At 69.3% G+C, this 25,708-nt stretch carries 26 protein-coding genes; 6 read left to right on the plus strand and 20 right to left on the minus strand.

Annotated elements, in window-relative coordinates; translation table 11 throughout:
* Nucleotides 1-79: 79 nt before the first annotated feature.
* Both ACE3QY_RS18395 and ACE3QY_RS18400 read left to right on the plus strand, forming a co-directional pair.
* Nucleotides 80-1,855 (plus strand): NUDIX hydrolase, encoded by a 1,776-nt coding sequence (locus tag ACE3QY_RS18395; RefSeq protein WP_374457505.1) that lies wholly within the window; start codon nucleotides 80-82, stop codon nucleotides 1,853-1,855.
* Nucleotides 1,856-2,011: 156 nt separating this feature from the next.
* Nucleotides 2,012-2,800 (plus strand): FkbM family methyltransferase, encoded by a 789-nt coding sequence (locus tag ACE3QY_RS18400; RefSeq protein WP_374457506.1) that lies wholly within the window; start codon nucleotides 2,012-2,014, stop codon nucleotides 2,798-2,800.
* On the opposite strand, the gene ACE3QY_RS18405 is transcribed toward ACE3QY_RS18400, so the two are convergent.
* The 13 genes from ACE3QY_RS18405 to ACE3QY_RS18465 form a co-directional block, all read right to left on the minus strand.
* On the minus strand, nucleotides 2,781-4,157 hold the full coding sequence (locus tag ACE3QY_RS18405) for a hypothetical protein (RefSeq protein ID WP_374457507.1): 1,377 nt from the start codon (nucleotides 4,155-4,157) through the stop codon (nucleotides 2,781-2,783). The two genes, ACE3QY_RS18400 and ACE3QY_RS18405, sit on opposite strands and share 20 nt — an antisense overlap.
* Nucleotides 4,157-5,293: a glycosyltransferase family 4 protein gene (locus ACE3QY_RS18410; protein ID WP_374457508.1), complete on the minus strand. Its 1,137-nt coding sequence runs from the start codon at nucleotides 5,291-5,293 to the stop codon at nucleotides 4,157-4,159. The genes ACE3QY_RS18405 and ACE3QY_RS18410 overlap by 1 nt, the downstream gene beginning before the upstream one ends.
* Nucleotides 5,290-6,288, minus strand: coding sequence for a glycosyltransferase family 4 protein (locus ACE3QY_RS18415; RefSeq protein WP_374457509.1), 999 nt, complete (start codon nucleotides 6,286-6,288; stop codon nucleotides 5,290-5,292). Before ACE3QY_RS18415 ends, ACE3QY_RS18410 begins: the two co-directional genes overlap by 4 nt.
* On the minus strand, nucleotides 6,285-7,574 hold the full coding sequence (locus tag ACE3QY_RS18420; protein WP_374457510.1) for an oligosaccharide flippase family protein: 1,290 nt from the start codon (nucleotides 7,572-7,574) through the stop codon (nucleotides 6,285-6,287). Before ACE3QY_RS18420 ends, ACE3QY_RS18415 begins: the two co-directional genes overlap by 4 nt.
* Nucleotides 7,571-8,356, minus strand: coding sequence for a LicD family protein (locus ACE3QY_RS18425; protein WP_374457511.1), 786 nt, complete (start codon nucleotides 8,354-8,356; stop codon nucleotides 7,571-7,573). Before ACE3QY_RS18425 ends, ACE3QY_RS18420 begins: the two co-directional genes overlap by 4 nt.
* Before the next feature lie 59 nt (nucleotides 8,357-8,415).
* On the minus strand, nucleotides 8,416-9,213 hold the full coding sequence (locus tag ACE3QY_RS18430; protein ID WP_374457512.1) for a glycosyltransferase: 798 nt from the start codon (nucleotides 9,211-9,213) through the stop codon (nucleotides 8,416-8,418).
* Complete coding sequence (locus ACE3QY_RS18435) at nucleotides 9,210-10,388, minus strand: glycosyltransferase family 4 protein (RefSeq protein ID WP_374457513.1); 1,179 nt, start codon at nucleotides 10,386-10,388, stop codon at nucleotides 9,210-9,212. The genes ACE3QY_RS18430 and ACE3QY_RS18435 overlap by 4 nt, the downstream gene beginning before the upstream one ends.
* On the minus strand, nucleotides 10,385-11,062 hold the full coding sequence (locus ACE3QY_RS18440; RefSeq protein ID WP_374457514.1) for an acetyltransferase: 678 nt from the start codon (nucleotides 11,060-11,062) through the stop codon (nucleotides 10,385-10,387). The genes ACE3QY_RS18435 and ACE3QY_RS18440 overlap by 4 nt, the downstream gene beginning before the upstream one ends.
* Nucleotides 11,034-11,645 (minus strand): sugar transferase, encoded by a 612-nt coding sequence (locus ACE3QY_RS18445; RefSeq protein WP_374457515.1) that lies wholly within the window; start codon nucleotides 11,643-11,645, stop codon nucleotides 11,034-11,036. Before ACE3QY_RS18445 ends, ACE3QY_RS18440 begins: the two co-directional genes overlap by 29 nt.
* The gene (locus ACE3QY_RS18450) at nucleotides 11,642-12,775 is read right to left on the minus strand and encodes a DegT/DnrJ/EryC1/StrS family aminotransferase (RefSeq protein WP_374457516.1); all 1,134 of its coding nucleotides are present in this window, start codon (nucleotides 12,773-12,775) and stop codon (nucleotides 11,642-11,644) included. The genes ACE3QY_RS18445 and ACE3QY_RS18450 overlap by 4 nt, the downstream gene beginning before the upstream one ends.
* Nucleotides 12,772-14,619 (minus strand): polysaccharide biosynthesis protein, encoded by a 1,848-nt coding sequence (locus ACE3QY_RS18455; RefSeq protein ID WP_374457517.1) that lies wholly within the window; start codon nucleotides 14,617-14,619, stop codon nucleotides 12,772-12,774. Before ACE3QY_RS18455 ends, ACE3QY_RS18450 begins: the two co-directional genes overlap by 4 nt.
* A 158-nt stretch (nucleotides 14,620-14,777) precedes the next feature.
* On the minus strand, nucleotides 14,778-16,562 hold the full coding sequence (locus tag ACE3QY_RS18460; RefSeq protein WP_374457518.1) for a DUF4012 domain-containing protein: 1,785 nt from the start codon (nucleotides 16,560-16,562) through the stop codon (nucleotides 14,778-14,780).
* A 90-nt stretch (nucleotides 16,563-16,652) separates the two neighbouring features.
* Entirely contained in the window at nucleotides 16,653-17,072 is a 420-nt protein-coding gene (locus ACE3QY_RS18465) for a hypothetical protein (protein ID WP_374457519.1), read from the minus strand.
* A 213-nt stretch (nucleotides 17,073-17,285) separates the two neighbouring features.
* Here ACE3QY_RS18465 and ACE3QY_RS18470 point away from each other — a divergent pair, with 213 nt between their 5' ends.
* Complete coding sequence (locus ACE3QY_RS18470; RefSeq protein ID WP_374457520.1) at nucleotides 17,286-18,686, plus strand: polysaccharide biosynthesis tyrosine autokinase; 1,401 nt, start codon at nucleotides 17,286-17,288, stop codon at nucleotides 18,684-18,686.
* 7 nt (nucleotides 18,687-18,693) lie between these two features.
* Here ACE3QY_RS18470 and ACE3QY_RS18475 read toward each other — a convergent pair whose 3' ends face one another.
* From ACE3QY_RS18475 to ACE3QY_RS18500, 6 genes are all read right to left on the minus strand, one after another.
* Nucleotides 18,694-20,175 (minus strand): ATP-binding protein, encoded by a 1,482-nt coding sequence (locus tag ACE3QY_RS18475; protein ID WP_374457521.1) that lies wholly within the window; start codon nucleotides 20,173-20,175, stop codon nucleotides 18,694-18,696.
* 147 nt (nucleotides 20,176-20,322) lie between these two features.
* Nucleotides 20,323-20,625, minus strand: a complete 303-nt coding sequence (locus ACE3QY_RS18480) for a DUF1416 domain-containing protein (protein ID WP_374457522.1) — start codon at nucleotides 20,623-20,625, stop codon at nucleotides 20,323-20,325.
* Nucleotides 20,625-21,479, minus strand: a complete 855-nt coding sequence (locus ACE3QY_RS18485) for a sulfurtransferase (protein WP_374457523.1) — start codon at nucleotides 21,477-21,479, stop codon at nucleotides 20,625-20,627. Before ACE3QY_RS18485 ends, ACE3QY_RS18480 begins: the two co-directional genes overlap by 1 nt.
* Nucleotides 21,480-21,518: 39 nt before the next feature.
* Nucleotides 21,519-22,010: a DUF4395 domain-containing protein gene (locus tag ACE3QY_RS18490; protein WP_374457524.1), complete on the minus strand. Its 492-nt coding sequence runs from the start codon at nucleotides 22,008-22,010 to the stop codon at nucleotides 21,519-21,521.
* 281 nt (nucleotides 22,011-22,291) lie between these two features.
* Nucleotides 22,292-22,753, minus strand: coding sequence for a TlpA family protein disulfide reductase (locus tag ACE3QY_RS18495; RefSeq protein ID WP_374457525.1), 462 nt, complete (start codon nucleotides 22,751-22,753; stop codon nucleotides 22,292-22,294).
* 49 nt (nucleotides 22,754-22,802) lie between these two features.
* Nucleotides 22,803-23,084, minus strand: coding sequence for a MerR family transcriptional regulator (locus tag ACE3QY_RS18500; protein ID WP_374457526.1), 282 nt, complete (start codon nucleotides 23,082-23,084; stop codon nucleotides 22,803-22,805).
* Nucleotides 23,085-23,223: 139 nt separating this feature from the next.
* Here ACE3QY_RS18500 and ACE3QY_RS18505 point away from each other — a divergent pair, with 139 nt between their 5' ends.
* On the plus strand, nucleotides 23,224-23,649 hold the full coding sequence (locus ACE3QY_RS18505; protein ID WP_374457527.1) for an Hsp20/alpha crystallin family protein: 426 nt from the start codon (nucleotides 23,224-23,226) through the stop codon (nucleotides 23,647-23,649).
* 79 nt (nucleotides 23,650-23,728) lie between these two features.
* On the opposite strand, the gene ACE3QY_RS18510 is transcribed toward ACE3QY_RS18505, so the two are convergent.
* Nucleotides 23,729-24,025 (minus strand): MoaD/ThiS family protein, encoded by a 297-nt coding sequence (locus tag ACE3QY_RS18510; protein WP_374457528.1) that lies wholly within the window; start codon nucleotides 24,023-24,025, stop codon nucleotides 23,729-23,731.
* Between the two features lie 44 nt (nucleotides 24,026-24,069).
* Here ACE3QY_RS18510 and ACE3QY_RS18515 point away from each other — a divergent pair, with 44 nt between their 5' ends.
* Together ACE3QY_RS18515 and mshD are read left to right on the plus strand one after the other, a co-directional pair.
* Nucleotides 24,070-24,801: a winged-helix domain-containing protein gene (locus tag ACE3QY_RS18515; protein ID WP_374457529.1), complete on the plus strand. Its 732-nt coding sequence runs from the start codon at nucleotides 24,070-24,072 to the stop codon at nucleotides 24,799-24,801.
* Nucleotides 24,802-24,811: 10 nt separating this feature from the next.
* The gene (mshD, locus tag ACE3QY_RS18520; RefSeq protein ID WP_374457530.1) at nucleotides 24,812-25,630 is read left to right on the plus strand and encodes a mycothiol synthase; all 819 of its coding nucleotides are present in this window, start codon (nucleotides 24,812-24,814) and stop codon (nucleotides 25,628-25,630) included.
* Nucleotides 25,631-25,708: the final 78 nt, after the last annotated feature.

A 25,708-nucleotide genomic window follows, 5' to 3' on the forward strand; every position in this document is an offset into this window, starting at 1 on the left:
GGGCCGCCGCTGACATTTGCGCGCGTCGAATTCTTGAGCTCGCCTGACTGAGTCATGCGGAGAGGGAAGGATGTCGGCCGTGGTGACATCGCTGGGCTCTGCACTGTCGTCCCTCGACCAGCTGAGCTCGCTGGTGAGCGGCATCCTCGCCCTCATCGGGACGGCATTTGCGGCGCTCATCTGGCTCCTGCGGGTCTCCCCACGGGTCCGCACGCGGCTCGTGACCGGACACCTGCGGAAGGCGCGCTTCGGCGAGGGTCGCGACGCCTCCGGCGCCCTGCCGCGAGACGCAGCGCGGAGGTTCCGGCAGGTCGCCAGGCTGGTGGCGTCCGGCGAGCCCGTCACCGCGGCGGACGGAGTGGAGCGCGCAGTCCCGCACATGCTGGCCAAGGACCCGTGGTCGGCTGACGGCACCCTCTCGCTGCTCGCCTGGTGTGAGTTCGTGTCCCGCCCCGGCCGCGAGTCGTTGTTCGGCAGGCTGGTCGCCCCCGACCAGGTCGCCCTGGTGCGCACCTTCGTGTCGTCCGTGGTGGCCTACCTCGACGACTTCGCGCGCCTGTCGCTCGTCTCCGAGGACGATGCCAGCCGACAGACTGCGGCCTTCGTGAGTGAGCTCTCCGGTGCCGCGGTGCTCACGGACGCTGCGCGTTCGCGATCGGGTCTCGCCAGTCACGTGCTGGTGCGCCACAGCACCAGGTACGGCGGCGACGTGGATGCGCTCCCGCTCTCGTCGCCGACGGCGGAGGACACCTGGCGACGGTACGCCGACAGCCACACGCCTCGCGGCGGAACCTGCCGCCGGGCCGGAGAGAAGCTCGGCGACTACGACGGCCGGCTACCCGACCTCCGCGGCGTCGGCGTCGCGAAGAGCCTCATCGACGGGGCGGTCACGTTCGTCCTCGACACGGCCGAGACGTGCTACAGCGCATCGGAGAAGGCCGACCATCTCGGCTGCAAGAAGCTGCCCTCCTCCGCCGACGACCCGCTGACCCCGCGATTCGTACCGGACGTGTCAGGTTGGGCTTCACGAGGCTTCGGAGCGAACCAGCGAGTCAGCATCCTGACGAGCTACGTCTCCCTCATCGCCCGCGGGTCGACTGACCCCGAGGGCGTCGTGGGGCGGCGGGCCGATTCCCAGGACCCGCACGACGTGCTGGTCCTGTGCCGTCGGAGCATGGCGACCGAGAATGGGCAGGGCACCCTGAGTGCGACCGCCGGTGGTCTGGTGGAACTCGGGGCGGACGGTTCGCTGGACGTCAACACCTCCGGTGCTCCGGATCCCGTCGCCGCAGCGATCAGGGAGTGCCGGGAGGAGATCGGCCTCGAGGTCGACCGACGCTCCGTGAACCCGGTCTGCATCTTCACGTGCACCATCCAGGGCCGCGACGCGTCCGAACCCGACATGACGAAGCGCAGGAAGGGCCAGCTCGTCTCGGTCGTCCTGTCCCTGGCCTCGGTGCCCATGAGCCTGGCCGAGCTACAAGCCGCACGAGCTCGCGCCGACCATGCCGTTGGCGGGTTCGAGGTCGACCAGCTGATCGGCGTGGCGATGTACCCGGGCAAGGTCGGCTGTCGGGAGTTCGCCGACACCGTGGCGCGCCTGAGTGGCGAGCTCGATCAACACGGACTGCTGTCGTGCTTCTACGCCTCAGTGCGGGCGCACGGAGCGGACAAGACGATGGAGGCTTTCAGCCACGCGTTCAAGAAGAAGCCGTGGTGGCTGGACCCGTGGTCCGGCGAGGAAGGGTTTCCCCGCCTGTGCCGAGACCCCCAATCGGTACGTCACCGACCTGAGCGCCTCACGATCTGGGCGTCTCTCCCAGACCATCTTGCCGCCAACCGGGTATCCGTCTGAGTGCCATCCGTTGGCGTTGCTGTGCGACCTCTACTCTAAGAACCGCAGCCGGGCTTCGCTCATCCTGAATGAGGAGGCGCTGGCACCATCCGTCGGCAGAAGCATGACAACAGCGGCAGCTCACTGCGGCTGGACAATTCGTAGAAGCGGGGAAACATGACGAACGGTGGGCTCGGCCGCCGACTGCGATCGCGTCGACCGACGGCGCGGCTGCTTACGGAGTACTGGGGACGCAAGCTGCCCCAGATCGAAGCCAACGCCGACCTGAGGGCATGCTTGCAGTACGCCACCAGGGGCTCGGTCGCGATCGACGTGGGCGCCAGCGTCGGCAACTATGCGGCAGCGATCTCTCGACGGGTCGGGCCTACGGGCCAGGTGCTCGCGCTCGAGCCCAACCCCGAGGTGTATGCCGAGCTTGTGCGCAGCACTTGGGGCACGAACGTAGTAGCGCTCAATCTCGCCGCATCAGTGGAGGCAGGAGTCGCCACGCTGGCGGTCCCCACCTCAGGCGCGGACCACCATGCGCCGCTCGGGACGCTGCAACCCCTGACCGGCGAGGCGGCGACGTACGCCGTCCGCTGCGTCCCGCTGGACCACCTGGTGGAGCAGCACCGGCCGGTGTCGCTCATCAAGATCGACGTCGAGGGACACGAGCGTGCCGTGATGGCTGGCGCGCGCGAGACGATCGAGCGGCACGCCCCGGCGCTGGTCGTCGAGATCGAGGCTCGACACACCTCACCCGAGACGGTCGTCCGGACGGTCGAGGATCTCATCGACCTGGGCTACACGTGCACGCCGCTGAGCGGGTTCGGGACCATGCGGTGGGAGGACTTCAATGTCGACGCGAACCAGTCGAACCACCTGACTGCCGACGGCGCCGCGATCCTGGCAGGGCACGAGCAGAGCTACGTCAACAACTTCCTGTTCACCCCGAAGCGCACTTGACCTCAGGCGGTGCACCGGCTCGACCGAACCGCGACACAGCCAACACCGGCAGCACGAAGTAGTAGGTCACCTGCGCGAGCACCAAGAGCGAGACGATCATCGACTGTGCAAGCCAGAGCGAGACGAACGCCGCAAGGTAGACGGCCATGACGTGCCCGCTCGTGCGCATCACCTCGTCGCACCATTTGAGAAGGACGCCGGCAACCAGTGCGACTGCAAGAGTCAGCCACAGTCCACCAGACAAGAACGCCTCGAGCCACAAGGGCACGATCTGGTCGCTCGCATCGCCTCGGCCGAGCTGCTGGTTGAACAGCCGGGTTCCGGTGTACGACCGGTAGCCGTCCCCCAAGGCCGGGATGGGCGCCAGCGCCGAGGCCACAAACGAATCACCACCGAAGGACGCTTCGTACGGACTGTCGAGACTGCTTCCAGTCATGTACGGGGACTGTCCGTAGACCTGGAGACTGGTGGAGGCCAACTCCGTCGCGGACTGCCGTTGCACGTTGTCGCCGAACTCCTCGCGTAGGTTCTCGACGCGTACCAGCCCGATCAACACGAAGAACGCGACAGCCACGCCCAATAGCAGCACGCCGACTCGAACCACGCGGCGGATCCGTCCTGCGCGAACCAGCACAATCACCATTGCGGCCACGGGCACGACGAAGATCGCGCGATTCAGGGAGTAGGTGGCCAGACCCATGAATGATGCGGGCACGAGGAGGACAGCAAGGAGCAGTCGAGGGCCCACGCGCGTCTGAGCCAGCACGAGGAAAGTCCCGATGGCAAGCAGCGGGGTGACCAAGGTGCTGGTCAATCCGACAAGTGAGCCGACGCGCTCAGCACCCACGACAGCCCGAATCAGGAGGCCAGCAGTTCCGAGCAAGACCAGCAAGAGCGCGTAGCGGCGCCTGGGCCAAGCGATGGACTGACGCTCCTTCTCGGATGAGCGCCACAGTGACCATCCCACCAGCACGGCCGCGAAAAAGACGAGAGCGATCGTCTGAACCTGGATGGCGGCCTGTGCGGACGCAGCAGACCGGATGCCGACCCGGGGCGGGCCGGCTATGACGTTCATGATGGGGATGACGGCACCGAAGAGCAGCCCAACGGCCAAGAACGGATCAAGGGCATTGATCCCGGGTGCCCGACTACGAAGCGGCACCACCGCCAAACCGATCAAGAGCATGAAGCCGCTCGCTACAGCGAGAAGAGGAGCGTCCTGGCGAGACGTGAGCAGGCTCGCCGTCAGGACCACGGCTGCGACCACAACGAGCACGGCACGTAACCCTCGTCGAATGCCCAGAAGGGAGGCGGTGCCGATGCTCGCGCCGACTTCGCTCGCGGGGTGCGTGGACATCATGATGAACCGAGGGCAACCGAGTACACCGCGTGCGTCATTCTCGTGACCTCCGCCCAGGTGAATCCCAGCGCGTGCGCTCGGGCCTTCTCGGCCCAGTCATCGCCCGACGCCAGGCCGTCCATGACCTCAGCGACCGAGCTGTGGAACGCGTGCACGTCACCGACAGGGAAGACCACGCCGGCCGACCCCACTGCCTCCGGAATGCCACCCAGGTCGCTCGCGACGACCGGAGTTCCGCACGACAGTGCTTCGAGTGCGGCCATGCCGAACATCTCGTCTGCCCGCGTCGGCAGCACGACGACGTCCGCTGCGCCCAACAGCCCAGACAGGTGATCCTCGTGCACGGCACCGGTGACGACGACGCCTGCTGCGACCAAGTCGTCCATGAGCGTGGATCGAGCGCCCGTTCGAGCGCTGAACTGTTCGGGTGGGCCGGCCGCAACGACAGTCACGTCGGGGTGGGAGGTGCCCAGCCTCTCTGCCAGCGGTCCTAAGAGGTCCGATCCCTTCTGGTGACACACACGGCCCAGGTAGACCACCAGACGTCGGTCACCTGGCAATCCCAGCGCGACACGTGCGGCATCGGCGGCGGCCGTATTGCTGACGAACTGCGTGGGATCGACACCGTTCGGCACCACGTCCAGGCGGGTCGTGAGCTCCGGGTAGTAGGCGCTGAGACCCGATCGGCAGAAATCGGAGACGGGCATGATGCTGGCGTAGCGGTTCAGAGACTTCGTGTAGTAGCGGTGACCCAGACGTCTGTTGGTCAGGCGATAGCGGTAGAAATCCACTGTCTGCACCGACGTCGCCGCCAACCCACCCAGCCAGCGATGTGCGTCAGGCACTCCATGGGCATGAAGGACGTCGAAGCTCTGTTCAGCAAGGGCGCGGCGTGACTTCATGAGGAACTCGTAGTCACGCAGGGGGCGCTCGGTCCGGAGCGGAACGTCGACCCGCCTCCAGTCGTCGTGAGTCCCGGCCATTGGCTCCTCGTGTGCCGATGGCGACAGGACGGTCACGTCATGCCCCTCGTCGGCCTGGATCCGCGCCAGCCCGACAATGCGCCGTTGAACTGCTCCTCCGCGGGTGGAGAGGACAGAGACCTCGGACGGTCCGATGTGCAGGATCTTCACTGGGTGCCTTCCAGGATGCGGTGGTAGAGGGCGAGGTGCCGGTCGATCATGGCCGAGACGGAGTACTCGGCTGCCACCTCGATCGCTCGTCGCGAAGCTCGGGCCGCAAGGTCGGAGTACTGCTCCATCAGCTGTGGGATCACCCGGGACACCTCGTCGAGACCGTCTGGCGACACGAGTATCCCGGCGTCCTTGACCTGGGAAGGGATGCCACCGACGTTGCTCGCGATGACGGGGAGACCTGTCGACAATCCTTCGGTCACCACGCTCGGCAGCGCTTCGGAACGAGAGGGCAGGAGGAGGACGTGGGACCGGCGATAGGCATCGAACAGCTCTGGTCCTCGCAGCTGCCCGAGGAACGTCATGCGGTGCAGCACCCCGCTCTGGGCGGCAGAATCTCGCACGCCGGCCAGGAGGTGGTCGTTGTGGTACGCAAGCTCCACGTGCAGGCGCGGCTCGTCGCGCATGGCAGCGATGATGCGGTCGATCTGCTTGACGGCGATGAGCTGCCCGACGAACAGGCCACGCAGGACGTCATCAGGCGCCAGCTCTCGGAGGCGAGGCTCCGCGTCAGGCAGGTCGATGCCGTTGGGAATCACCACGAGACGTCCGTCGAGCTCGGGCCTGGCGTGCACGCGTTGGAGACGCTCACCTTCGCTCAGGCAGACGCCCGCACGCATCCGGCTCATCACGACCTTCTCGCCGAGGACCTCCAGCCGTCGGACCGGGCGCGCCGTCGCGTGTGCGGTGAAGACCATCGGAGCCGAGACAGGAGACAGCGCGGACGCCACCGCAGCCTTGGAGAGGTGGTGGACGTGCACGATGTCGCTGTCAGACGACCGCGCGACGGCGGAAAGGTCTTCCAGCGGCACCGTCGCCACCTCCACGCCCCGCTTCCGTAGCCCGTCCGCGAGCACCATCTCCGGGGCCGGCTGACGCATCTTCCGCACGTCCGGCGGCAGCCGGAACACCCCTCCCGCGATCAAGACCTTCATCGCAGTGCCCCTTCTGTGTTCGGCCGACTTCCGATGACCAGGACTCCGATGGACAGGGCATACGCAACGACGTGGGCAAGAGCGAGACCAGCAACACCGAGTCCACCCACCAGCGCCGCGGCGGACACGACGAGGGCCATTGCGAGCATGACGTCACTCCCGATCCACACACCCATGAACCCTCGGGCGATGACCACGCTGCCGTACACGTTGTTGAGCGAGATGAGGACCGCCAGCACGCCCATGAGGGCAAGTGCCAGGGCATTGCCCGCGTAGTCCTCGTCGAGGCGGGGCGCGAACCAGATGCTGGCGGTCGTGACAGCAAGGGCGGCCACCGTCGCGATGCCCGCGGTGAGCGCGACGTAGGAGAACGACAAGGCACGAGGATCTTCGCGAGAAGAGCCCCGCATCCGGGTGAGCCGAGGCAGCACCACCGTCGCCAGTGCGTTGGGGACGAACGTGACCGCGAGCATCAGTCGCGTCGCCAGCAGGAACAGTCCCGCCGCCGCGAGCCCGTCAGGGGTCCGGCTGAGCAGGACCTGCCCGATCCACATGCTCGTCTGGATCGCCAATCCGACAGCACCTGCCGCGAAGCCGACCTTCAGCAACCGGGCGCCAGCAGCCCACGACCTGCGTGAGAAGGGCACGAGGACCGACCGTCGACGCAACCAGATGTAGGCGAGCCCAGCGGACACCACCTCTGCCGATGCGGTGGCTGCGGCAGCGGCCTCGGCAGTCGGGACAGTCAAGCAGGCAAGAGTGACGGCGACCGCCACCAGCACACCTCGTGCTGAGGTCAGCAGGGCAGAGCCTCGGTACTCCTGCAGCCCCACGAGCACGGCGACGAACAGGGGGTTGCACCCCATGCCGACGACCCAGATCCCGACCGCGAGGACGGACAGACGATCGCCACCGCCCGGCAGCTCCACGAGTCCCCAGCCGGGCCAGCACAGCAGAACGGTCGCCACACCCAACGTCGACAGAGTCGCTGCGGCGACGTGCACGGCGCCGGTCGGCACTGTCCCGGGATCTGCCGAACCCGAGGCCTTGGCCACGCTACGCGTCAGGGGCGCGGCGAAGCCCATCCCGCCCAGACTGGCGATCACGGTCGTCGCTGCGAGCAGGAGTGCATAGCGTCCGAAGTCCGTGGCCCCCAGCAACGATGCCGCGGCGAGCGAGCTCACCAGGCCGGCGGCCCGCGCCCCGAGCGAGCCCAGCGCCACTGAACCCACGCCAGAGCTGATGCCGCGCACGCGAGCGGTGAGGGTGCCGGACGAGCTCGTCATCGCGCACCCCCCGACTCGTCGGCCCAGACCAAGAAGTCACCGTGACCCGAGTCCGACACGTCGGCGGGCGGCGTCATGAAGTCCTGGCCGAAGGTCAGGGCCAGGAAGTCGTTGAGCCTGTTCGGCACCCGCGCCGCCATGCCGTGGAACTCCGAGCTCTTCGCTGGCCAGATGTGGTCCACCGGATAGAAGACCCGACCGTTGACACCCCCGATGCCGATCCCGCGCAGGCTGGATGTCCGCCGCGTGCTGCGGTCCCACAGGTGTCGCTCGACACGCCCGAGAACCCGGCGGGGAACGGTCGCAGCGGCGAGATGACGAATACGACGAACGAGGCCTACAGGCTGGCGGGACGTCGCGAGGGCCCAACCCCACGGCCGTACGTAGACCACCCACCCCAGGGCCCGCTCGAGCTGCCGCACCCAACGGTTGGTGGAGGCACGGTAGAAGCAGAAGATGTCGATGAACGCTCCGCCGTTGGACGGCGGGACGAAGTTGTGAGCTTCTCCGAACGGTCGCTCGAGGCGCGTCGCAGGCAGGTAGAACTTGGCGTCGCTACCGATGACCGGGTCAGTCATTCGAGTGTCGATCGGGTGGTCCGGCAACGGCGCGCGACAGAAGCGCAGGAAGTCCTCGCGTTCCATGCACACGTCGATGTCGTCGTCCCACGGGATCGGACCTCCATGACGACGAGCTCCTAGAGCTGATCCAGCAATCAGGACGTACGAGCTGCCGACGTCTCTCGCATGCTTGTCGAGCACCTCCAAGCCCGTCACCAGCACGCGCCGAACATCGTCCGCAGAAGCCAGGCGCCAGTGTCCGTGGGTACGACCTCCCTCGCTCATGACGACGCTCCGCTGGTCGCGGTCCTGCGCAGGCGCTGGACGACAGGGTGCTGAGCGACTGCCCACTTCAGGTGCTGGGCGAGCGTGGCGAACCGCGATCTCCCCAAGGTGCGCCCCAACGCTGCCTGGGACCGGCCAACGATTCGAACCGACTTCCACTCGACCGGCCGGCGACTCACTTGAGCCGAAGAGATCCTGTAGTCGATGCCGACAGTGTCGAGGTTGCGCACCTCGCCCATCGCCGCCAGGCGCAACCAGAGGTCATAGTCCTCACGGAGGCTGCACGACACGTCGTAACCGCCGATAGCGCGCACCGCGGACCTCCGGTACATCACGGCCGGATGGATGAACTGGTTGCGTGCCAGCAGCTGCACTGCTTCGTCTTCGACGACGACGTCGCGTCTACCGATCACCGCTCCCGACTCGTCGATCAAACGCGCGGCCATTCCGGTCAACACCACCGTGGGCGCGCGATCCATGAAGTCCGACTGGTTGGCTAGGCGATCGGGATCGGCGATGTCATCGGCATCTAGGCGAGCCACCAGCTCCGTGCGCGCGGCGTCGAGGCCGCAGTTGAGGGCGTACGACAACCCGCGCCGATCCATGATGGGAACGAGGGTGAGTCGATCACGGGGGATCAACGCGGTCGCTAGGTCTCGGACGACAGGGTCATCACCGTCGTTGATGAGCACCAAGGTCCAATCCTCGTGGCTCTGAGCGAGGACACTCTCAAGAGCCTCACGCAGGTGTGGCGCCGGTGCGGCGACGGGCATCAGGACAGATACAGCGGTCATCGTTCACCCATGAGCACGTCGACGTAGCGCGCAACCACGTCCTCCTCGACGAAGTCCGTCAACACACGGCGTCGAGCGTTCTCACCGAGCAGCTGCCGCGCTTCGTGGTCGTTGAGCAGACCCGCAACTGCGTGGGCGAACTCTCGCGGCTTCTCCGGCGCGACCAGCACGCCCGTCACGCCCGCCTCGATCGCATCCCTCATGCCGGTCACGTCGCTTCCCACGGTCGGGACGCCCGCGGCCGCCGCCTCGAGGACGACCGAGCCGAAGCCCTCGCGTCGCGTCGGCAGGAGCAAGAGGTCCGCCGCAGAGTAGGCGGCCGAGGGATCCACCACGTGTCCCGCCATCGCGACAGAGGAGTCGCTCGCGAGCGCCTCGAGCGTCGCCGGAGACGGCGGCTGCGACTCGTCTACTTCCCCGATGACGACGAGGCGCGCACGATCCACGTGCGCTCGGACCTCGCTCCAGATGGCCGGCAGGTCGTCGACTCCCTTGTCGACGCTCAGCCTGCCCACGAACAGCACCACCACTTCGGCATCCGAGACACCCCAACGGCGGCGCGACTCACTGCGCTTCTCGGGGGTGGACTGGAACCGCGCGGCATCGACCCCGGAGATACTGCCGCGTCCCAGCACGCGCACCTTCGACAGGGAGACGACCCCATCACCGACGGCGGTGTCGGCGACGGACTGGCTGACGGCCAGGACGTCGGTCGCCACGGCGCAGGACAGCTTCTCCAGGAGCCGGAACACCGTCCGCCCTGTTCCGCGCATCGTCTCGTACCTCAGGCCGTGGATCGTGTAGACGCGACGGCGCACGGACGCCAGGAGGGCCGCCAGCCCGACGATGAGTCCAGCCTTGGGGGTACCGATGTGGATCGCGTCGATGCGATCACGACGAAGGACGCGCCACGTCGCGCCGAGCGCTCGCAAGTCGGCCGCGGGTGAGGGCTCGCGACGAAGGTGACGAATCACCCGAATAGTGGCGCCAACCCGTCCGGTGAGGTCGGGGAACTCACCGGGTCCGGCCAGGAGGCTCACGGTCGCACCGCGCGCCAGCAGCTGGTCGACATGAGGCACCAGGAAGGCGTCGATCGTGATGGGGGCGGCGGTGGCGACAGCGCACCTGGGTGCCTGCGCCGACGCGTGCCCGGCAGCTTGTTCGTGAGAGGTCATGCGCCCATGGGCTTGGCCGGAACGCCGACCGCCACTACTCCTGGGGCGAGGTCGCGAACTGCGCAGGCGGATCCACCAAGGACGGCGCCAGCGCCGATGGTGAGCCCGTTCAGGACGACGCCAGCAACGCCGATGAGCACGCCATCCTCGATGACGCAGTCCCCCGAGATCGAGGCCAGTGGGTTCACACTCACGAAGTCACCGATCGAGCTGTCGTGACCGACCGTCACATTGAGGTTGATGTGGACGTGCTGGCCGACCGTGATGTTCGTGGTCAGTCGTGCTCCTGCGCAGACAACCGCGCCCGGCCCGATGCTCACGCCGAAGCCGTGGGTGACGCTGGGGTGGACGAGCGTCGCGGCCCGGAAGTTCTCTGCGTCGTAGCGCTCGGCCATCAGCCGACGCACGCGCGGGCTACCAATGCCGACAACGTAGGACACAGGGTTGGGCCAGCTCAGTGGGACCCCAGTGTCCCCGAGGAAGTCGACGCCGCGCAGCGACAGTCGTTCGAGGTTCAGGTCGTTCGGCGCGTCATCGACGACGCCGACCAGATCCCAGACCGGCTCCGGGCTCGCCGCGTTCACCGCGTCGATGATGTCGATCACCTCGCGGCCGAACCCGCCGATCCCGACGACAACGATTGGCTTAGCCACGACCTTCTCCAATGAACTCATGCATGGTCGCTTCGCCGTCGGCAGAGATCCCGTCCCGGCGCACCACCTGGGAGATCGTCCGCCAGGCGATCCACACGTCCAGACGAAGGCTGCGGCGGTCGACGTACTCCACGTCCTTGGCGAACTTCTCCGACCACGAGATCGCGTTGCGGCCTGACACCTGGGCAAGGCCCGTGACCCCGGGACGCACCTCGTGCCGGCGCGCCTGCTCGGGCGTGTAGCGATCGAGATACTGCACGAGGAGGGGCCGGGGGCCTACCAAGCTCATGTCGCCCTTCACGACGCTCCACAGGGTGGGGAGCTCGTCGAGGCTCGTTGACCGAAGGAGCGACCCGAGACGCGTCATCCGCTGCTCGTCGGTCACGAGACCGCGGTCGGGGTCGGGTGCGTGCATCGTGCGGAACTTCGCGAGCTCGAAGACCTCGCCGTCCTTGCCCGGACGGGGCTGGCGGAAGAGGACAGGCGATCCCAGCTCGCGCCTGATCAGGACCGCGATCGCTGCCTGGACCGGCGCAGAGATGATGAGGGCGAGCCCACCGACGAGCACGTCGATCCCGCGCTTCACGACGTCGTACTGCTTCATCGCGACGCCACCTCGCGGATGGTGTCCTCGATGCGAGTGAACTCGTCGTCGGTCATCGCCGATCCGGCCGGCAGCGTCAGGCCGTGGGCGAAGATCTGCTCGGACGTCCCGTCGAGGAGGCCGTCGAGGCCCTGCGAGACGGGCTGCAGGTGCATAGGCTTCCAGACGGGTCGGGTCTCCACGTCGGCCTTGTCCATCGCAGCGGCGAGGTCGCCCGCGGTCCAGGCGGAGCGCTCCGGGTCGACCACGATCGGCGTGAGCCAGCAGTTGTCGCCGGAGTCGTCCTGACCTCCGAGGATCCGCACTCCGGGCTGGTCCGCGAAGAGCGCGCGATAGCGCTCGCGCCACTCGCGGCGCCGCTTGAGCATGTCGTCGAGACGCGAGAGCTGGGCGCGCCCGAGAGCGGCGAGGATGTTGGAGAGGCGGTAGTTGTAGCCGATCTCCGTGTGCTCGTAGTGCGCCACCGGCTCGCGCGCCTGGGTCGACAGCTTGCGGACGTGGTCGGCCAGCGCCTGGTCGCGCGTGAGCAGCATGCCGCCACCGGAGGTCGTCATGATCTTGTTGCCGTTGAACGACACCACGGAGGCGTCACCGAAGGACCCGGCCGCCCGGCCGGCGTATGTCGCGCCGAGCGACTCGGCGGCATCGCTCAGCAGCCGCGCGCCGGCGTTCGTCGTCACCTCGGCGATGGCGTCGTAGTCCACGCACTTGCCGAAGAGGTCGACCGGGATCACCGCCGGAACTCGCCGTCCCTCGGCGCGCAGGCGGTCGACCGCCTGCGCCAGCAGCGCGGCGCTCATGTTGCCCGACTCGGCGTCGCTGTCGATGAAGAACGGCTCGGCGCCGACGTAGCGGATCGCGTTGACGGTGGCGGCGAAGGTGAAGGTCGAAACGGGGACCACGTCGCCCGGGCCCACGCCCCAGGAGACGAGAGCCAGGTGCAGCGCGGCCGTGCCGGAGGCGAGCCCGACTGCGTGGGGCGCGCCGACGCGGTCGGCCACCTCGCGCTCGAAGGCATTGAGGTCCGGCCCGGCGGGCGCGACCCACCCCGAGCGCATGGCGCGCATGACGTACTCCTGCTCGACCTCACCCACGTCGGGGGGTGACAGCAGGATGCGGGAAGCGGTCATCCAGCGATCCTGCCCGATCGCTCGTCGGCGGCCCCCACCGGGAGGAGCCCGTCCGGCAGGCGGACCCAGTCCTCGAAGGCCTGGAGCAGGCCGAGGTGCTGGACGTCGGGGTCGAGGGCGCGCACCTCGTCGATGGCCAGTGGGTCGACGTCGGCGTGGGAGACGAGCGGGTGCTTCGACCGCTCGTCGTCCTCGGCGCTGGCGAAGAGCTGCTCGTGCAGCTTCTCCCCCTCGCGCAGGCCGGTGTAGACGATCTCGATGCTCTTGCCGGACAGCTCGATGAGCTGCTGCGCGACGTCGGCGATCTTCACCGGCTCGCCCATGTCGAGGATCATCACCTCGCCGTCCTCACCGAGCGCGCCGGCCTGGATGACGAGCTGCACGGCCTCCTCGACGGTCATGAAGAAGCGGGTGACCTCGGGGTGGACGACGGTGACGGGACCGCCGGCCGCGATCTGCGCGGTGAAGGTGTGCAGCACCGAGCCGCGGGAGCCGAGCACGTTGCCGAAGCGCACGCTGATGTAGGCGCCCTCGGCGCGACGAGCCATGTCGGCGGTGAGGCGCTCGGCGACGCGCTTGGAGTAGCCCAGCACGCTCGTCGGCTCGGCGGCCTTGTCGGTGGAGATGTTGACGAAGGTCTCGACGCCGACCGCGGCGGACGCCTCGAGCACGTTGGCGGTGCCGAGCACATTGGTCTTCATCGCCTCGTGGGGGTACTGCTCGAGCATCGGCAGGTGCTTGAGGGCAGCGGCGTGGAAGACCACCTCGGGCCGGCGGTCCTCGAAGATCGCGCGGAGGGCGACGTCGTCGCGGATGTCGTTGAGCACCACGTCGGGGCTGTCGAGCAGCGCCCGGCCGTGGATCGAGAGCTGGACCGCGTGGAGCGCCGACTCGTCACGGTCGAGCATGATCAGCTCCTCCGGACCGTAGCGGTGCAGCTGGCGGCAGAGCTCGGAGCCGATGGAGCCGCCGGCGCCGGTGACGAGCACCCGCTTGCCGGTGACGTAGCCGGCGATGGCCGCCAGGTCGGTCTCGACGGCCGCACGGCCGAGGATGTCGCGCATGTCGACGTCACGCACGTCGCGCACGTCGGCGCGAGTGGCGAAGGACTCGGCGAAGGGAGGCAGCACCTTGACGGTGATGCCGATCTCCGTGCAGCGGTCGACGACGCTCTTGATCAGCTCCTTGCCGGCACTCGGGATCGCGACCACGACGGTGGTGGCACCGGTGCTGAGCACGGCACGCTCCAGGTCGGGGATGGCACCGAGGACGGGGACACCGAAGTGCCGCCGCTGCCGCTTCCACGGGTCGTCGTCGAGGAATCCGACGGGCACCAGGCCCGACTCGCGGTGGGACCGCATCGAGTGGACGAGCCGGGCACCGCTCGCGCCGGCCCCGACGACCAGGGCGCGCTGCCCCTCGCCGGAGTGCAGTGGCGTGAGCGGCATGGTGAGCTGGCGCCACAGGGCACGGGTGGTGAGCATCAGGAAGAGGCCGAAGAACGTGCCCGTCACGGGCACGCTGCGCGCGATCCAGAACGGGTCGATCAGGGCGTTGACCACGAACACGACGAAGCCAGCAGCGGCTGTCGAAGCGCCGAGGAGGATGGTCTCCTCGTTGGTGGCGACGCCGACGCGGCCCTGGTAGACCCGGCCCACGAAGCCGACGCTCCACTGCAGTGCGATGGCGGCGACGAGCGCCAGCGCGGCACCGCGCCAGACCGTCTCGCCGAGCTCGTCGTAGCGCACCAGGACGCTCACGACGTAGGCCAGCACGAGCGCCAGCGCGTCGAACGCCATCAGCACGGCCGTACGACGTCCACGCACGGCGGACTGGATCTCCAACGTAGTCATCTACATGTCCCCACATGCATGAGATGCCCCGACGCCGAGCGCGACTCCGAGACGCTGCCGTTTCCCCTGGGCAGCCAGAGAGGATCGTACGTCAAGGAGGGGTTGACAGTTGAAACCACGACCAGCTGCCCGGGATGTGAAATGCGGCATCACTGCGCCTCCGCGCAGGGCGCCGGGACGAGCTCCTTCTCGCCGCCGTGGTGGACCCCCGGCGTGCTGACGAACTCGACTCCACCCGTGTGGCCCGGCCCGGAGGTTGCGCGCCAGGTCACGGTCACGACGTCGCCGGGGCTGACCAGGATCGGCACGGAGACCACGGCACGGCCGTCGAAGGTGCGATTGGTGCCGCGCGACTTCACGCCGTTGACCACGACGTCCGTGATCTTGCCGCCCGCAGGAGCGACGAGGTCGAAGACGTTGAGGTGGTCGCCCTGCGCCACGCCGTACGCACCGGAGCCGGTGATCGCCTCGGGCAGGCTGGCCGCGTCGGCCGGCGCCGTCGAGTGCACCCGCAGGGTGCCGCTGAAGCCGATGACGCCGCCGGCACACGAGACGCTGCCGATGCGCGCCTGGTAGTCGAGGTAGTAGCCCATCTTCGAGCCGGTGGCGTCGTTGACGTACACCGCGGCCTGGGCCGGCCCGCCGTTGCCGCTCGGGAACTCGCCTGCCAGCCGGGTCCCGGCCAGACGCTCCTGCTCGACCGGGTCGAGCGAGTGCACCAGCAGCCGGCCTTCCGACGCACCCCGGGAGAGGCCGGAGACGAGGGCAGAGGGATCGGTGCCTGCGCCGAGCAGCTGGTCGAAGAGCGTGTCCATCACTCCGCCGAAGAACGCGTCCTCGGCGGCCGGGTCGTCGCGGTAGCGCAGGTAGGGCTGGTGCAGGATCTCGTCCACGAAGTTGTCGCTCGTGAGCTCGCGCCCGTCCACGGTGATCGGACCCGTTGCCTCGAGCAGGTACGACATTGCCACCGGGTCCAACGAGAGCACACCGTCGACGTCACGGCCGGTCTCGACCTTCCACCGCGCAGCCATCAGCTCGCCGGCGCGCGGGAAGTCGGGGATGAAGACGGCGTCCTGGAACCAGGTGGCCGGCTGCTCGTCCCAGATCGCCCGCTCGTCGGGGGTCATCGGCAGCACCGGCCGGTCCAGCTGCCCGAAGGAGCTCGTGGCCACGGTCTCGCCGAGCGAGACCTCGCCCTTCTCGGCGTGCAGCGGCGCCATCAGCCCCGGCATGCCACCCAGCGAGCGGGGCTCGGCGTTGTTCTGGAAGACCAGCAGGTAGTCGCGCGGCCCCTTGGCGCCCAGCATCGCCGGGAGCACCTCCGCCGCACGCGAAGCGCCGTCGAGCGTGGACACGCCGTCGTCGACCTGGTCGATCAGCGCGGTGAACTCGGGGCGGAGCTCACGCATCAGGCCTTCGACGTCGATCGGCGCGAGCTCGGCCTGGGCCTGCTCGAAGCCGTCGCGCGCCTCGGCCAGCGGCGCGGCGGCGCCGGCGATCGCGCGGACCGGGAGGGCTCCGTCGCGTGGCGCGAAGGTCGCGGCGCTCAGGTCGCCGTCCACGAGCGGCGCGGCGCCCTCGCGGGCCAGGATGTCGACGGCGCGCGAGGCCCGCGCGGCGGCGTCGAAGTCATCCCCCACCGCGGGCAGGGCCTGCAGGACCTGCCACGTGGCTCCGGACGTCCGGTCGACCGCCGACTCCGCGCTCGCGGACAAGTCGTCGACCAGGAGCTCGGTCTCGGCGGGATCCGTGCCGAGCGTCGCCGGCAACGCGGCGGCGGACTCCCGCGCCGCGCCCAGGTCGCGCTGCACCTGCCAGACCGTCCAGCCGGCCCAGAGGGCGGCGATGGCCAGCACACCGGCCACACCGAGGACAGGCCAGCGGAAACGACGCCAGGTCGTGCGCTCCTGGCGGTCACGTGCTGTCAGAGACACGTGGAAGAACACCCCAAACATGCCTGCTGCCCACCGGCGAGACCGGTGGGCAGCAGGTCAATCGTCTTGAATCGTGAAGCGGAGCCTCGATCAGAAGCGCTTGCGCACCTTGATCTTGGAGGTGCTGGTCGAGCAGTTCTTGAACACCGAGGTCTTCTGCGCCTTGGTGTCGAACTCGACGTAGTAGTTGCCCTTGCTCGCGAACGTGAAGGTCTTGGTCACGGCCTTCTTGGCCGCGCCGCTCCAGAAGGAGCCCGTCTCGACGGTGCCCGTCTTGGTGTTGCGGACGGTCCACTTCACGGTGCCCTTGGGCGTGACGTTGCCCTCGGCAGTCCACTTGAACTTGACCTTCACCGCCTCACCCGGGGCGACCTGGGTGTCGTCGGCGACGGCGACGCACGAGGTGTCGATCGAGCGGGGGTACGGGTCGGCCTGGGCAGCCGGTGCCATGACCAGCGAACCGAGGGCAACGAGGGTGGTGGTCGCGGTGGCGACGGCCATCTTCTTCATCCGGGAAGAGCCTTCCAAGTCTGTAGTTGTGGGGTCGTCCCCTGTGATCGACCCCAGATCGAGCCGCCAAGACGTCCTTGACGCTTCAATCGCGAGAACCGTAACCCACAAATCCACAAGACATTGAATCTGGGCAACATCCGGTCAACTTGCCCCGGCCGGGGCACGTGGCTGACACTGGCCGCCGCATCGTCGCCCTCGGAACGGAACATCGTGGAACTAGCCGACTACCTGCGGATCCTGCGACGCCGCTGGCGCCTGATCGTCACCACGGTCCTCCTCGTGGTGGTCGCAGCCGCACTGATCACGTGGCGCACCACCCCGCAGTACCAGTCGAGCACCCAGCTCTTTATCTCCACGAGCGCCTCGTCGTCCGCCGAGGCCTACCAGGGCAACCTCTTCAGCAGCCAGCGCCTCGCGTCGTACGCCGACCTGGCGACCGGCACCGAGCTGGCCACCCGCGTCGTGTCGACCACCGGCAGCGAGCTCTCTCCCGGCGACCTCGCCGCCAAGGTGACCGCGCAGGCGTCCCCCGACACCGTGCTGCTGACCATCTCCGTGACCGACCCCGACCCCGAGGTCGCCCAGCAGCTGACCCAGGCCTACGGCGACGAGCTGGTCGCGCTGGTCGCCGAGCTGGAGACCCCGCCCGGTCAGAACAAGCCGGTCCTCAAGGGCACGATCGTCGACGCGGCGTCGCTGCCCGGCGGCCCGGTCTCCCCCAACGTGCTGCGCAACCTCGCGCTGGCCACGATCCTCGGCCTGCTGCTCGGCGTCGGCCTCGCCGTCGTCCGCGAGCTGCTCGACACCAGCACCAAGTCGGCCGACGACGTCACCTCGACGCTCGAGGCCCCGATCCTCGGCACCTTCGCCTTCGACCCCGAGGTCGGCAAGCGTCCGCTGCTCACCGACCTGAGCTCCCACGAACCGCGCGCCGAGGCCTATCGGGTGCTGCGCACGAACCTCTCGTTCGTCGACATCGACGCCGAGTCCAAGGCGATCGTGATCACCAGCTCGCTGCCCGGCGAGGGCAAGTCGACGACGTCGGTCAACATCGCGCTGGCGCTCCACGCGGCCGGTGAGCGGACGCTCCTCATCGACGGCGACCTGCGGCGCCCGCAGGCCGCGGCGCTGCTCAACCTCGACCCGTCCATCGGTCTCACCACCGCCCTCGTCGGCAAGGTGACCGTCAGCGACGTGATCCTCACCCACGCCTCCGGCCTGCACGTCCTGGCCTCCGGCACCGTGCCGCCCAACCCGGCCGAGCTCCTGCAGTCGCAGGCGATGGCGGGCATCCTCGCGGAGCTGCGCGCGGCGTACGACGTGATCGTGATCGACGCCCCGCCGCTGCTCCCGGTGACCGACGCGGCCCTGATCGCCTCGCAGGTCGACGGCGCCGTCCTCGTCGTACGCCACGGGCGCACCACGCGCGAGCAGCTCGCCGGCGCCCGCGAGCGCCTCGCGGCCGTCGGTGCGAACACCCTCGGCGCGGTGTTCAACATGGTGCCGCGCAAGGGTCGCGGCAACTACGGCTCCGGCTACGGGTACGGCTACGGCTACGGCTACGCGCCCGACGAGGTCCCGGTCGCCGAGCCCGAGTCGCAGAAGGCCTGAGCTCGGCTCAGCGGGGCAGCACGACCTTGACGGTCGTGCCGACGTCGAGCGTGCTGTCCACGGTGATCTCGCCGCCGTGCGCCTCGACGATGTGGCGCACGATGGTCAGGCCCAGGCCGGTGCCGGGCACCTGCCGGCGGCGGGCGTTCTCGCCGCGGTGGAAGCGGACGAAGATGTCGCGCAGGTCCTCCTCGTCCATGCCCTCGCCGTCGTCGGCGACCGTGATCTCGACGTGGCGCTTGGTGGCGCCGAGCGTCACGGAGATCCTGCCGCCGCGGGGGGTGTAGGTGATCGCGTTGGCGAGCAGGTTGTCGACGACCTGGCGCAGCCGCATCCCGTCGGCGACCGCGACGAGGGAGTCGGGGAGGTCGGACTCGAGCGTCACATCGGCGGCGGCGGCGTCGACGGCGGCGGAGTCGAGGGCCTCGGACAGCAGGGTGACGACGTCGACGCGATAGGGGTCGATGATCGTCGAGCCCGACGTCACCCGCGTGGAGAACAACAGGTCGGCGACCAGGTGCGAGAGGCGCAGGATGTTGCGGCGGGCGGCGGCGATCTGCTGCTGCACCTCAGGCCCGATGTCGGTCGAGTCCTCGACCAGCTCGAGGTAGGCCATCGCGGAGGTGAGTGGCGTACGCAGCTCGTGGGAGACCGAGGAGACGAACTCGTCCTTGACCTTGATGGCGCGCATCAGGTCGGTGACGTCCTGGTAGGACAGCGCGGCGCCGGTGAGGGTGCCGTAGCGGTCGCGGATCGAGCGGGCGGAGACGGACAGGGCGCGGCGGTTGTCGGGGTCCTTGCCGACCCAGAGGCGGAAGTCGTCGAACTCCTCCCCCGCCACCGCCCGGGTCGTCGGCATCTCCTCGGCGGTGAGCGGCCGGCCGTGCTCGGCGTCGTAGAGGTAGCCCGTCTGCCCCACGCGGCCGCGGTGCCCGTCGGGGAAGGCGAGGTCCATGAAGTCCTGGTGGCGCGAGTTGTGGCCCCGGTAGGCGCCGTCGGCGTCGAGCAGCAGCAGGCCCACCGCCACCGTGTCGAAGACGGCCTCGGCCTTGCGTTGCTCGGACTCCACCGCGGCCTCGGCCGCGTCGAGGCGCTCCACGAACGCGTGCCGCTCGGTGAGGTCGGCGATCTGGGAGATGAAGTGGATGGGCGTGCCGTCGGGCGCGCGCAGCAGGGCCACCGACAGGTCGCCGATCACGATCGTCCCGTCGGACCTGAGGTAGCGCTTGGTGATGCGGTAGGAGCTGATCTTGCCGGCGAGGGCCTGGTTGACCAGGCGCATGTCGCTGGCGAGGTCGTCGGGGTGGGTGATGTCCTGGAACGACAAGGTGGCCATCGTGGCGGCGTCGTAGCCCAGCATCTCGCACAGCGCGACGTTGGCGGTGAGGAAGTCACCGCCCGGCGACACGAGCGCCATCCCGACCGGTGAGTGCTCCACGGTGAGCCGCCACAGGTCGTCCGTCTCGGGCAGACGCGTCTCCTGGATCACTAGACCCCCCTTCACACACCGGGCCTGAGGTGACCACGGTAGGAGGTCCAGCGCTGCGCGTGGGGCGGCTTCGGCATAACTGCGGGGAAAATGAGGAAACCGCCCCGCGTCGTGACGCGGGGCGGTTCCTCGGTGGAACGGGGGTGCTCAGGCGGTGACGAGCACCTGGACCTCGGCCACGGACCCGGTGGCAGCCACGACGGGCGTGTCCACCGGCTCGGACTTCGGCGCGAGCGTGCGCAGCGTCCACTCACCGTCGCCGGCGAAGAACCGGAAGTGCCCGGTCGCGGAGGTGGGCACCTCGGCGGTGAACTCGCCGCTGCGGTCGAGCAGCCGGACGTACGCGTTGGGCACCGGCTCCTGGCCACGCAGGACCTGGCCCTGGATCACGGCCTCCTTGGCGACGTTGACGCCGTCGAGGGACAGGCCACCCTCAGTCGCGCCGCACATCAGGCGTCCGCCTTGCCGGGCTCGTCGCCGAGGGCCACGGGCACGCCCACGAGGGAGCCGTACTCGGTCCAGGAGCCGTCGTAGTTCTTCACGTTCTTGCGGCCCAGCAGCTCGGTCAGCACGAACCACGTCAGCGACGAGCGCTCGCCGATGCGGCACAGGGCGATGGTGTCCTTGTCGGTGTCGAAGCCGACCTCGTCGTAGAGCGCGTTGAGCTCGTCCTCGGACTTGAAGGTGCCGTCGTCGTTGGCGTTCTTGCTCCACGGGACGTTGACCGACGTCGGGATGTGACCGGCGCGCTGGGCCTGCTCCTGCGGGAGGTGGGCCGGGGCGAGCAGCCGGCCGGCGTACTCGTCGGGGCTGCGCACGTCGACGAGGTTCTGGGTGCCGATGGCAGCGACGACCTCGTCGCGGAAGGCGCGGATCGAGGTGTCCTGCTCGCTCGCGGTGTACGACGTCTTCTCCCGCGTCGGCAGCTCGTCGGTCAGCTCGCGGGAGTCCAGCTCCCACTTCTTGCGGCCGCCGTCGAGGAGCTTGACGTCCTGGTGGCCGTAGAGCTTGAAGTACCAGTAGGCGTAGGCCGCGAACCAGTTGTTGTTGCCGCCGTAGAGGATCACGGTGTCGTCGTTGGAGACGCCGCGCTCGGAGAGCAGCGCCTCGAACTGCTGCTTGTTGACGAAGTCACGACGGACCTGGTCCTGGAGGTCGGTGGTCCAGTCGAGCTTGATGGCTCCCCGGATGTGGCCCTTGTCGTAGGCGGTCGTGTCCTCGTCGACCTCGACGAGGACGATGCCGTCGGTGTCGAGGTTGTCCTCGACCCACTGGGCGGTGACGAGCGAGTTCTCACGGCTCATGGTGGTTGTGCTCCTTGGTGGTGGTGAACAGTTGTGTGTCTACGAGAGGGCGCGGCGCGCGAGGAGGTAGACCTCGCAGCCCAGGCAGAAGGCGAAGACCGCGTTGAGCAGGGCGGCGACCAGGGCGAAGCCGACCGCGACCTGGCCGAGCAGCGTCGCGCCCGCCAGGAGGGCGACCAGCCCGACGAGGGCGAACGCCAGGCCCACGGCCTGCGCGAACCGCGGCGGCTCCGGCGGCTCCCACTCGGTCGGCGGCGCCAGGCGCGGCCGGACGAGCGTGCGGAACAGCCAGGCGTGGGGCGTGGCCTGGACGCCACGCACGGCCCCCACGGCGAACAGCGCGACCTGCACGGCGAGCAGGCCGATGCTCCACGGCTCGGGCACGAGCAGCACGGCCACCAGCACGACGGCGGTCAGGCCGGCCGCGAGCTGCGGGCCGCGCGGGTCGATGCCGCCGTCGGCGGGCGTGCGGACGCCCGGCGACGTACGACGTGTGGCGGCGTCGGCGCCGGCGGTGTGCGTGGTGGACATGTCGCTCCTGGGGATGGTCGTGGCCCGGCTCGGTCCGGGCGCGCTGGGGACGTGCGCAGCGCACGGGTCCCGACCAGATTAGTCCAGTAATGTGATGGACTTAAGACGTCAGATCTGGCGGACTCGTCAGGACATTCGACACAGCGCCGAGCGCACGCGGCAGTGGTCCACTGCGCGGCGTCGGGTGAGCATGGTCGAGGACATGCGGACGACAGTAGGCCGTGTCGCGACGTCAGGACCGGGATGTCTCACGATGTGGGCCATGCATCCATATCGTGAGATCACAGGGTCGCCAGCGCGCTCAGCACCTGGTCGCGAGTCGGCGCTCCCGTCGCGCGGGTGACCTCTGCGCCGGAGGCGTCGAGCACCACCGTGGTCGGCGTGCGGAGGATGCCGAAGTCGCGCGTGGCGTCGAGGTGGTGCTCGGCGTCGATCTCGACGTGGGTCACGCCGTCGACCAGTCCGGCGACCTCGCCGAGCACACGACGAGTGGCACGGCACGGCGCACAGAACGCGCTGGAGAACTGCACGAGCGTGGCCCGCTCCCCCAGCGTCGCGCCGACGGCGGCGACCAGGTCGGCGCCGGGCAGCCGGGTCGTGGGCGGCAGGTCAGCCGCGGCCTGCGGTCGCCCCTGGCGTACGACGTGGGTGCCGCGGAAGCGTCCGTCCGTGCCGAGGCGCCACAACCCGACGCCGAGCGCGAGTACGACGGCGGCGACGGCGATCCAGGCTCCGGGGGTCACGCTGCGGTCAACGCGCGGGCGGCTCCGGGATGTTCCCTCCCCGCGCGGCTCACCGTGCGCGCAGCCGGGCGACCTGCTCGCGCAGGCGGGCGTTCTCGACCTCGAGCTCCAGCACGGCGGCGATGCCGGCGAGGTTGAGCCCGGCGGTGAGCAGCTCGCGGATGCGGTGCAGGCGGTCGATGTCGTCCTCGCTGTAGAGCCGGGTGCCGCCGGCGGTGCGGTCGGGGTCGACGAGGCCGCGCCGCTCGTAGACGCGGAGGTTCTGGATCTGCAGGGAGGTCATCTCGGCCGCGACCGAGATCGCGAACACCCCCACCGCACGTCCAGCCATCGCGATCTCCACCTCCTCCGCGTCGGGACTTGAATTCTGCCTGACTCGTGGACTATAAGAAACCTGTATCCGCTGTTACACATCTCAGAGGCACTCACGCAGGGCCTCGCCCGATCCGGAGAACCAGGAGGAAGACACCATGCTGATCCGCAGCGCAGACCCGTTCCGTGAGATCGACCGCATCACCCAGCAGCTCATGGGCACCACGAACCGTCCCGTCGCCATGCCGATGGACGCCTGGCGCGAGGGCGACCGCTTCGTCCTCGAGTTCGACCTGCCTGGGGTGAGCCCGGAGTCGGTCGACCTCGACGTCGAGCGCAACGTGCTCACCATCCGCGCCGAGCGGGTGGCCAGCAACGGCGACTGGCAGATGCTGGCGTCCGAGCGTCCGCGCGGCGCCTTCAGCCGCCAGCTCGTGCTCGGCGACAACCTCGACCTCGAACGCATCGAGGCGGCCTACCGCGACGGCGTGCTCCGCCTGGTCGTGCCGGTGGCCGAGAAGGCCAAGCCGCGCAAGATCGAGGTGCGCACCGGCGCCGACGAGCCCGCGGCGATCGAAGCCTGACCCCAGCGGTCGGACACAAGGCTCGCGCGTACGCGGAAACGGGCCCCGCGGAGCACCAGCTCCGCGGGGCCTGCCCGTGTCAGCCGCCGGCGAACGGCGGCAGCAGCTCGACCACGGTGCCCGGTGCGACCAGCACGGAAGCCGGGTCCTGCGAACGCACCGGCTGGTCGCCGAGGAGCACCGAGCACACCGCGACCGTGCGCGCCATCCGGTCGTCGGGGTGGCGCTCGAGGACGAGCGCGACGACCTCCGAGAGCGGCAGGACGCCGGCCACCGCGAAGGTGTCCTCGGCCGTGCCGGCTGCCGCGCGGGCGCCGGCCCAGTAGCGGACGGTCACCGTCTCAGGACCGAGATCACGCCCGGATGACGTACTCATGCGGGATATCCTTCCTCATCCCCGGCTGAGAGGAGGGTCCGCCCATGAGCGCCCTGCTGCTGCTCACGGGTGCGCTACAGCCCTCCGCGGAGGTGCTCCCCGGGCTCGCGCTCCTCTCGCACACGGTGAAGATCCTGCCCGCCCAGGGCAGCGCGCTGCTCGACGCGCCGGAGTCCGACCTCGTCCTCGTCGACGGTCGCCAGGACCTCGCCGCCGCGCGCGACCTGTGCCGCCTCATCCGCACCACTGGGGCCGACGCGCCGGTCCTGCTGGTCGTCACCGAGGGCGGCCTCGCCGTCGTCGCCCACGACTGGGGCATGGACGACGTGGTGCTGCACACCTGCGGCCCGGCCGAGCTCGACGCCCGGATCCGGCTGGCCATCGGCCGCGCCGGCGCCGCCTCGCCCGACGACCCGGCGGCCCACGTGATCCACCGCGGCGAGGTCGTGGTCGACGACGCCACCTACACCGCCCGCATCGGCGGCCGCCCGCTCGACCTGACCTACAAGGAGTTCGAGCTCCTGAAGTACCTCGCCCAGCACCCCGGCCGTGTCTTCAGCCGCGAGCAGCTGCTGCAGGAGGTCTGGGGCTACGACTACTTCGGCGGCACCCGCACCGTCGACGTCCACGTCCGGCGCCTGCGCGCCAAGCTCGGCACCGAGCACGAGCACCACATCGGCACCGTCCGCAACGTCGGCTACCGCTTCGTGCTCCCGACGCGCGACAAGGACTCCGAGGCCCAGGACTCCCCGAGCCGCGACACCGTCACTGGCTAGTCTCGCCCGCATGGACTCCCGCGACCTGGTCGAGGAGGTCGCCCGGGCCGCCGAGGCGACCGACGGCGCCGCCCCGCTCGACGAGGCCGCGCAGATGGCGCTGGTCGACGGCACCGCCTCCGTGCTCACGGAGCCGGGCGGCTTCGCGTTGGTGCACGACGGCGACCTCTCGCTCGCGGTCGCCCCCGAGTCGCGCGGTCGCGGGATCGGCTCGGCGCTGCTGACCCGCACCGAGGCGTCGTACGACGGTCCGCTCACGGCGTGGTCGCACGGCAACCACCCGGCCGCGGCGCGGCTCGCCGCGAGCCACGGGTGGGACCGGGTGCGCGACCTCTGGGTGATGCGGCGCCCGACCTCGCTCCCCCTCCCTTCCCTTTCCGTTCCGTCCGAGGTGACGGTCCGCGGCTACCGCGACAGCGACGCCGCCTCCGTGGTCGCTGTCAACGCGGCCGCCTTCGCGCACCACCCCGAGCAGGGTGCGATGGACCTCGACAACCTCTCGCGACGGATGGCCGAGCCGTGGTTCGACCCCGCCGGGCTGCTCGTCGCCGAGGACGCTTCCGGCCTGCTGGGCTTCCACTGGACCAAGCAGCACGACGCCCGCCACGGCGAGGTGTACGTCGTCGGCATCGCACCGGCCGCCCAGGGCCGCGGGCTCGGCAAGCTGCTCACCCTCGCCGGGCTGCACCACCTCGCCGGGCTCGGCGTCGACGAGGTGCTGCTCTACGTCGAGTCGGACAACGCCCCGGCCGTCGCCGTCTACTCCGGCCTCGGGTTCGCGCACGCCGACGCCGACACGCACGTCCAGTACCGCCGGCGTACGCCCTGACCTTTCTGACCTCCCCGGGGTAGTTAGGGACGTTCTGGTAGGTCGATCGGCCCGATCTCCTACGAGAACGTCCCTAAC

Source organism: Nocardioides sp. (assembly GCF_041913365.1).
Lineage (GTDB): Bacteria > Actinomycetota > Actinomycetes > Propionibacteriales > Nocardioidaceae > Nocardioides.

Coding starts and splice junctions, on each gene's coding strand:
- ACE3QY_RS18400 (WP_374457506.1), top strand. CDS start 2,012: ATGACGAACGGTGGGCTCGGCCGCCGACTGCGATCGCGTCGACCGACG.
- ACE3QY_RS18405 (WP_374457507.1), bottom strand. CDS start 4,157: ATGTCCACGCACCCCGCGAGCGAAGTCGGCGCGAGCATCGGCACCGCC.
- ACE3QY_RS18415 (WP_374457509.1), bottom strand. CDS start 6,288: ATGAAGGTCTTGATCGCGGGAGGGGTGTTCCGGCTGCCGCCGGACGTG.
- ACE3QY_RS18420 (WP_374457510.1), bottom strand. CDS start 7,574: ATGACGAGCTCGTCCGGCACCCTCACCGCTCGCGTGCGCGGCATCAGC.
- ACE3QY_RS18430 (WP_374457512.1), bottom strand. CDS start 9,213: ATGACCGCTGTATCTGTCCTGATGCCCGTCGCCGCACCGGCGCCACAC.
- ACE3QY_RS18435 (WP_374457513.1), bottom strand. CDS start 10,388: ATGACCTCTCACGAACAAGCTGCCGGGCACGCGTCGGCGCAGGCACCC.
- ACE3QY_RS18440 (WP_374457514.1), bottom strand. CDS start 11,062: ATGAGTTCATTGGAGAAGGTCGTGGCTAAGCCAATCGTTGTCGTCGGG.
- ACE3QY_RS18445 (WP_374457515.1), bottom strand. CDS start 11,645: ATGAAGCAGTACGACGTCGTGAAGCGCGGGATCGACGTGCTCGTCGGT.
- ACE3QY_RS18450 (WP_374457516.1), bottom strand. CDS start 12,775: ATGACCGCTTCCCGCATCCTGCTGTCACCCCCCGACGTGGGTGAGGTC.
- ACE3QY_RS18465 (WP_374457519.1), bottom strand. CDS start 17,072: ATGAAGAAGATGGCCGTCGCCACCGCGACCACCACCCTCGTTGCCCTC.
- ACE3QY_RS18480 (WP_374457522.1), bottom strand. CDS start 20,625: ATGTGCGGCGCGACTGAGGGTGGCCTGTCCCTCGACGGCGTCAACGTC.
- ACE3QY_RS18485 (WP_374457523.1), bottom strand. CDS start 21,479: ATGAGCCGTGAGAACTCGCTCGTCACCGCCCAGTGGGTCGAGGACAAC.
- ACE3QY_RS18490 (WP_374457524.1), bottom strand. CDS start 22,010: ATGTCCACCACGCACACCGCCGGCGCCGACGCCGCCACACGTCGTACG.
- ACE3QY_RS18500 (WP_374457526.1), bottom strand. CDS start 23,084: ATGGCTGGACGTGCGGTGGGGGTGTTCGCGATCTCGGTCGCGGCCGAG.
- ACE3QY_RS18505 (WP_374457527.1), top strand. CDS start 23,224: ATGCTGATCCGCAGCGCAGACCCGTTCCGTGAGATCGACCGCATCACC.
- ACE3QY_RS18510 (WP_374457528.1), bottom strand. CDS start 24,025: ATGAGTACGTCATCCGGGCGTGATCTCGGTCCTGAGACGGTGACCGTC.
- ACE3QY_RS18515 (WP_374457529.1), top strand. CDS start 24,070: ATGAGCGCCCTGCTGCTGCTCACGGGTGCGCTACAGCCCTCCGCGGAG.
- mshD (WP_374457530.1), top strand. CDS start 24,812: ATGGACTCCCGCGACCTGGTCGAGGAGGTCGCCCGGGCCGCCGAGGCG.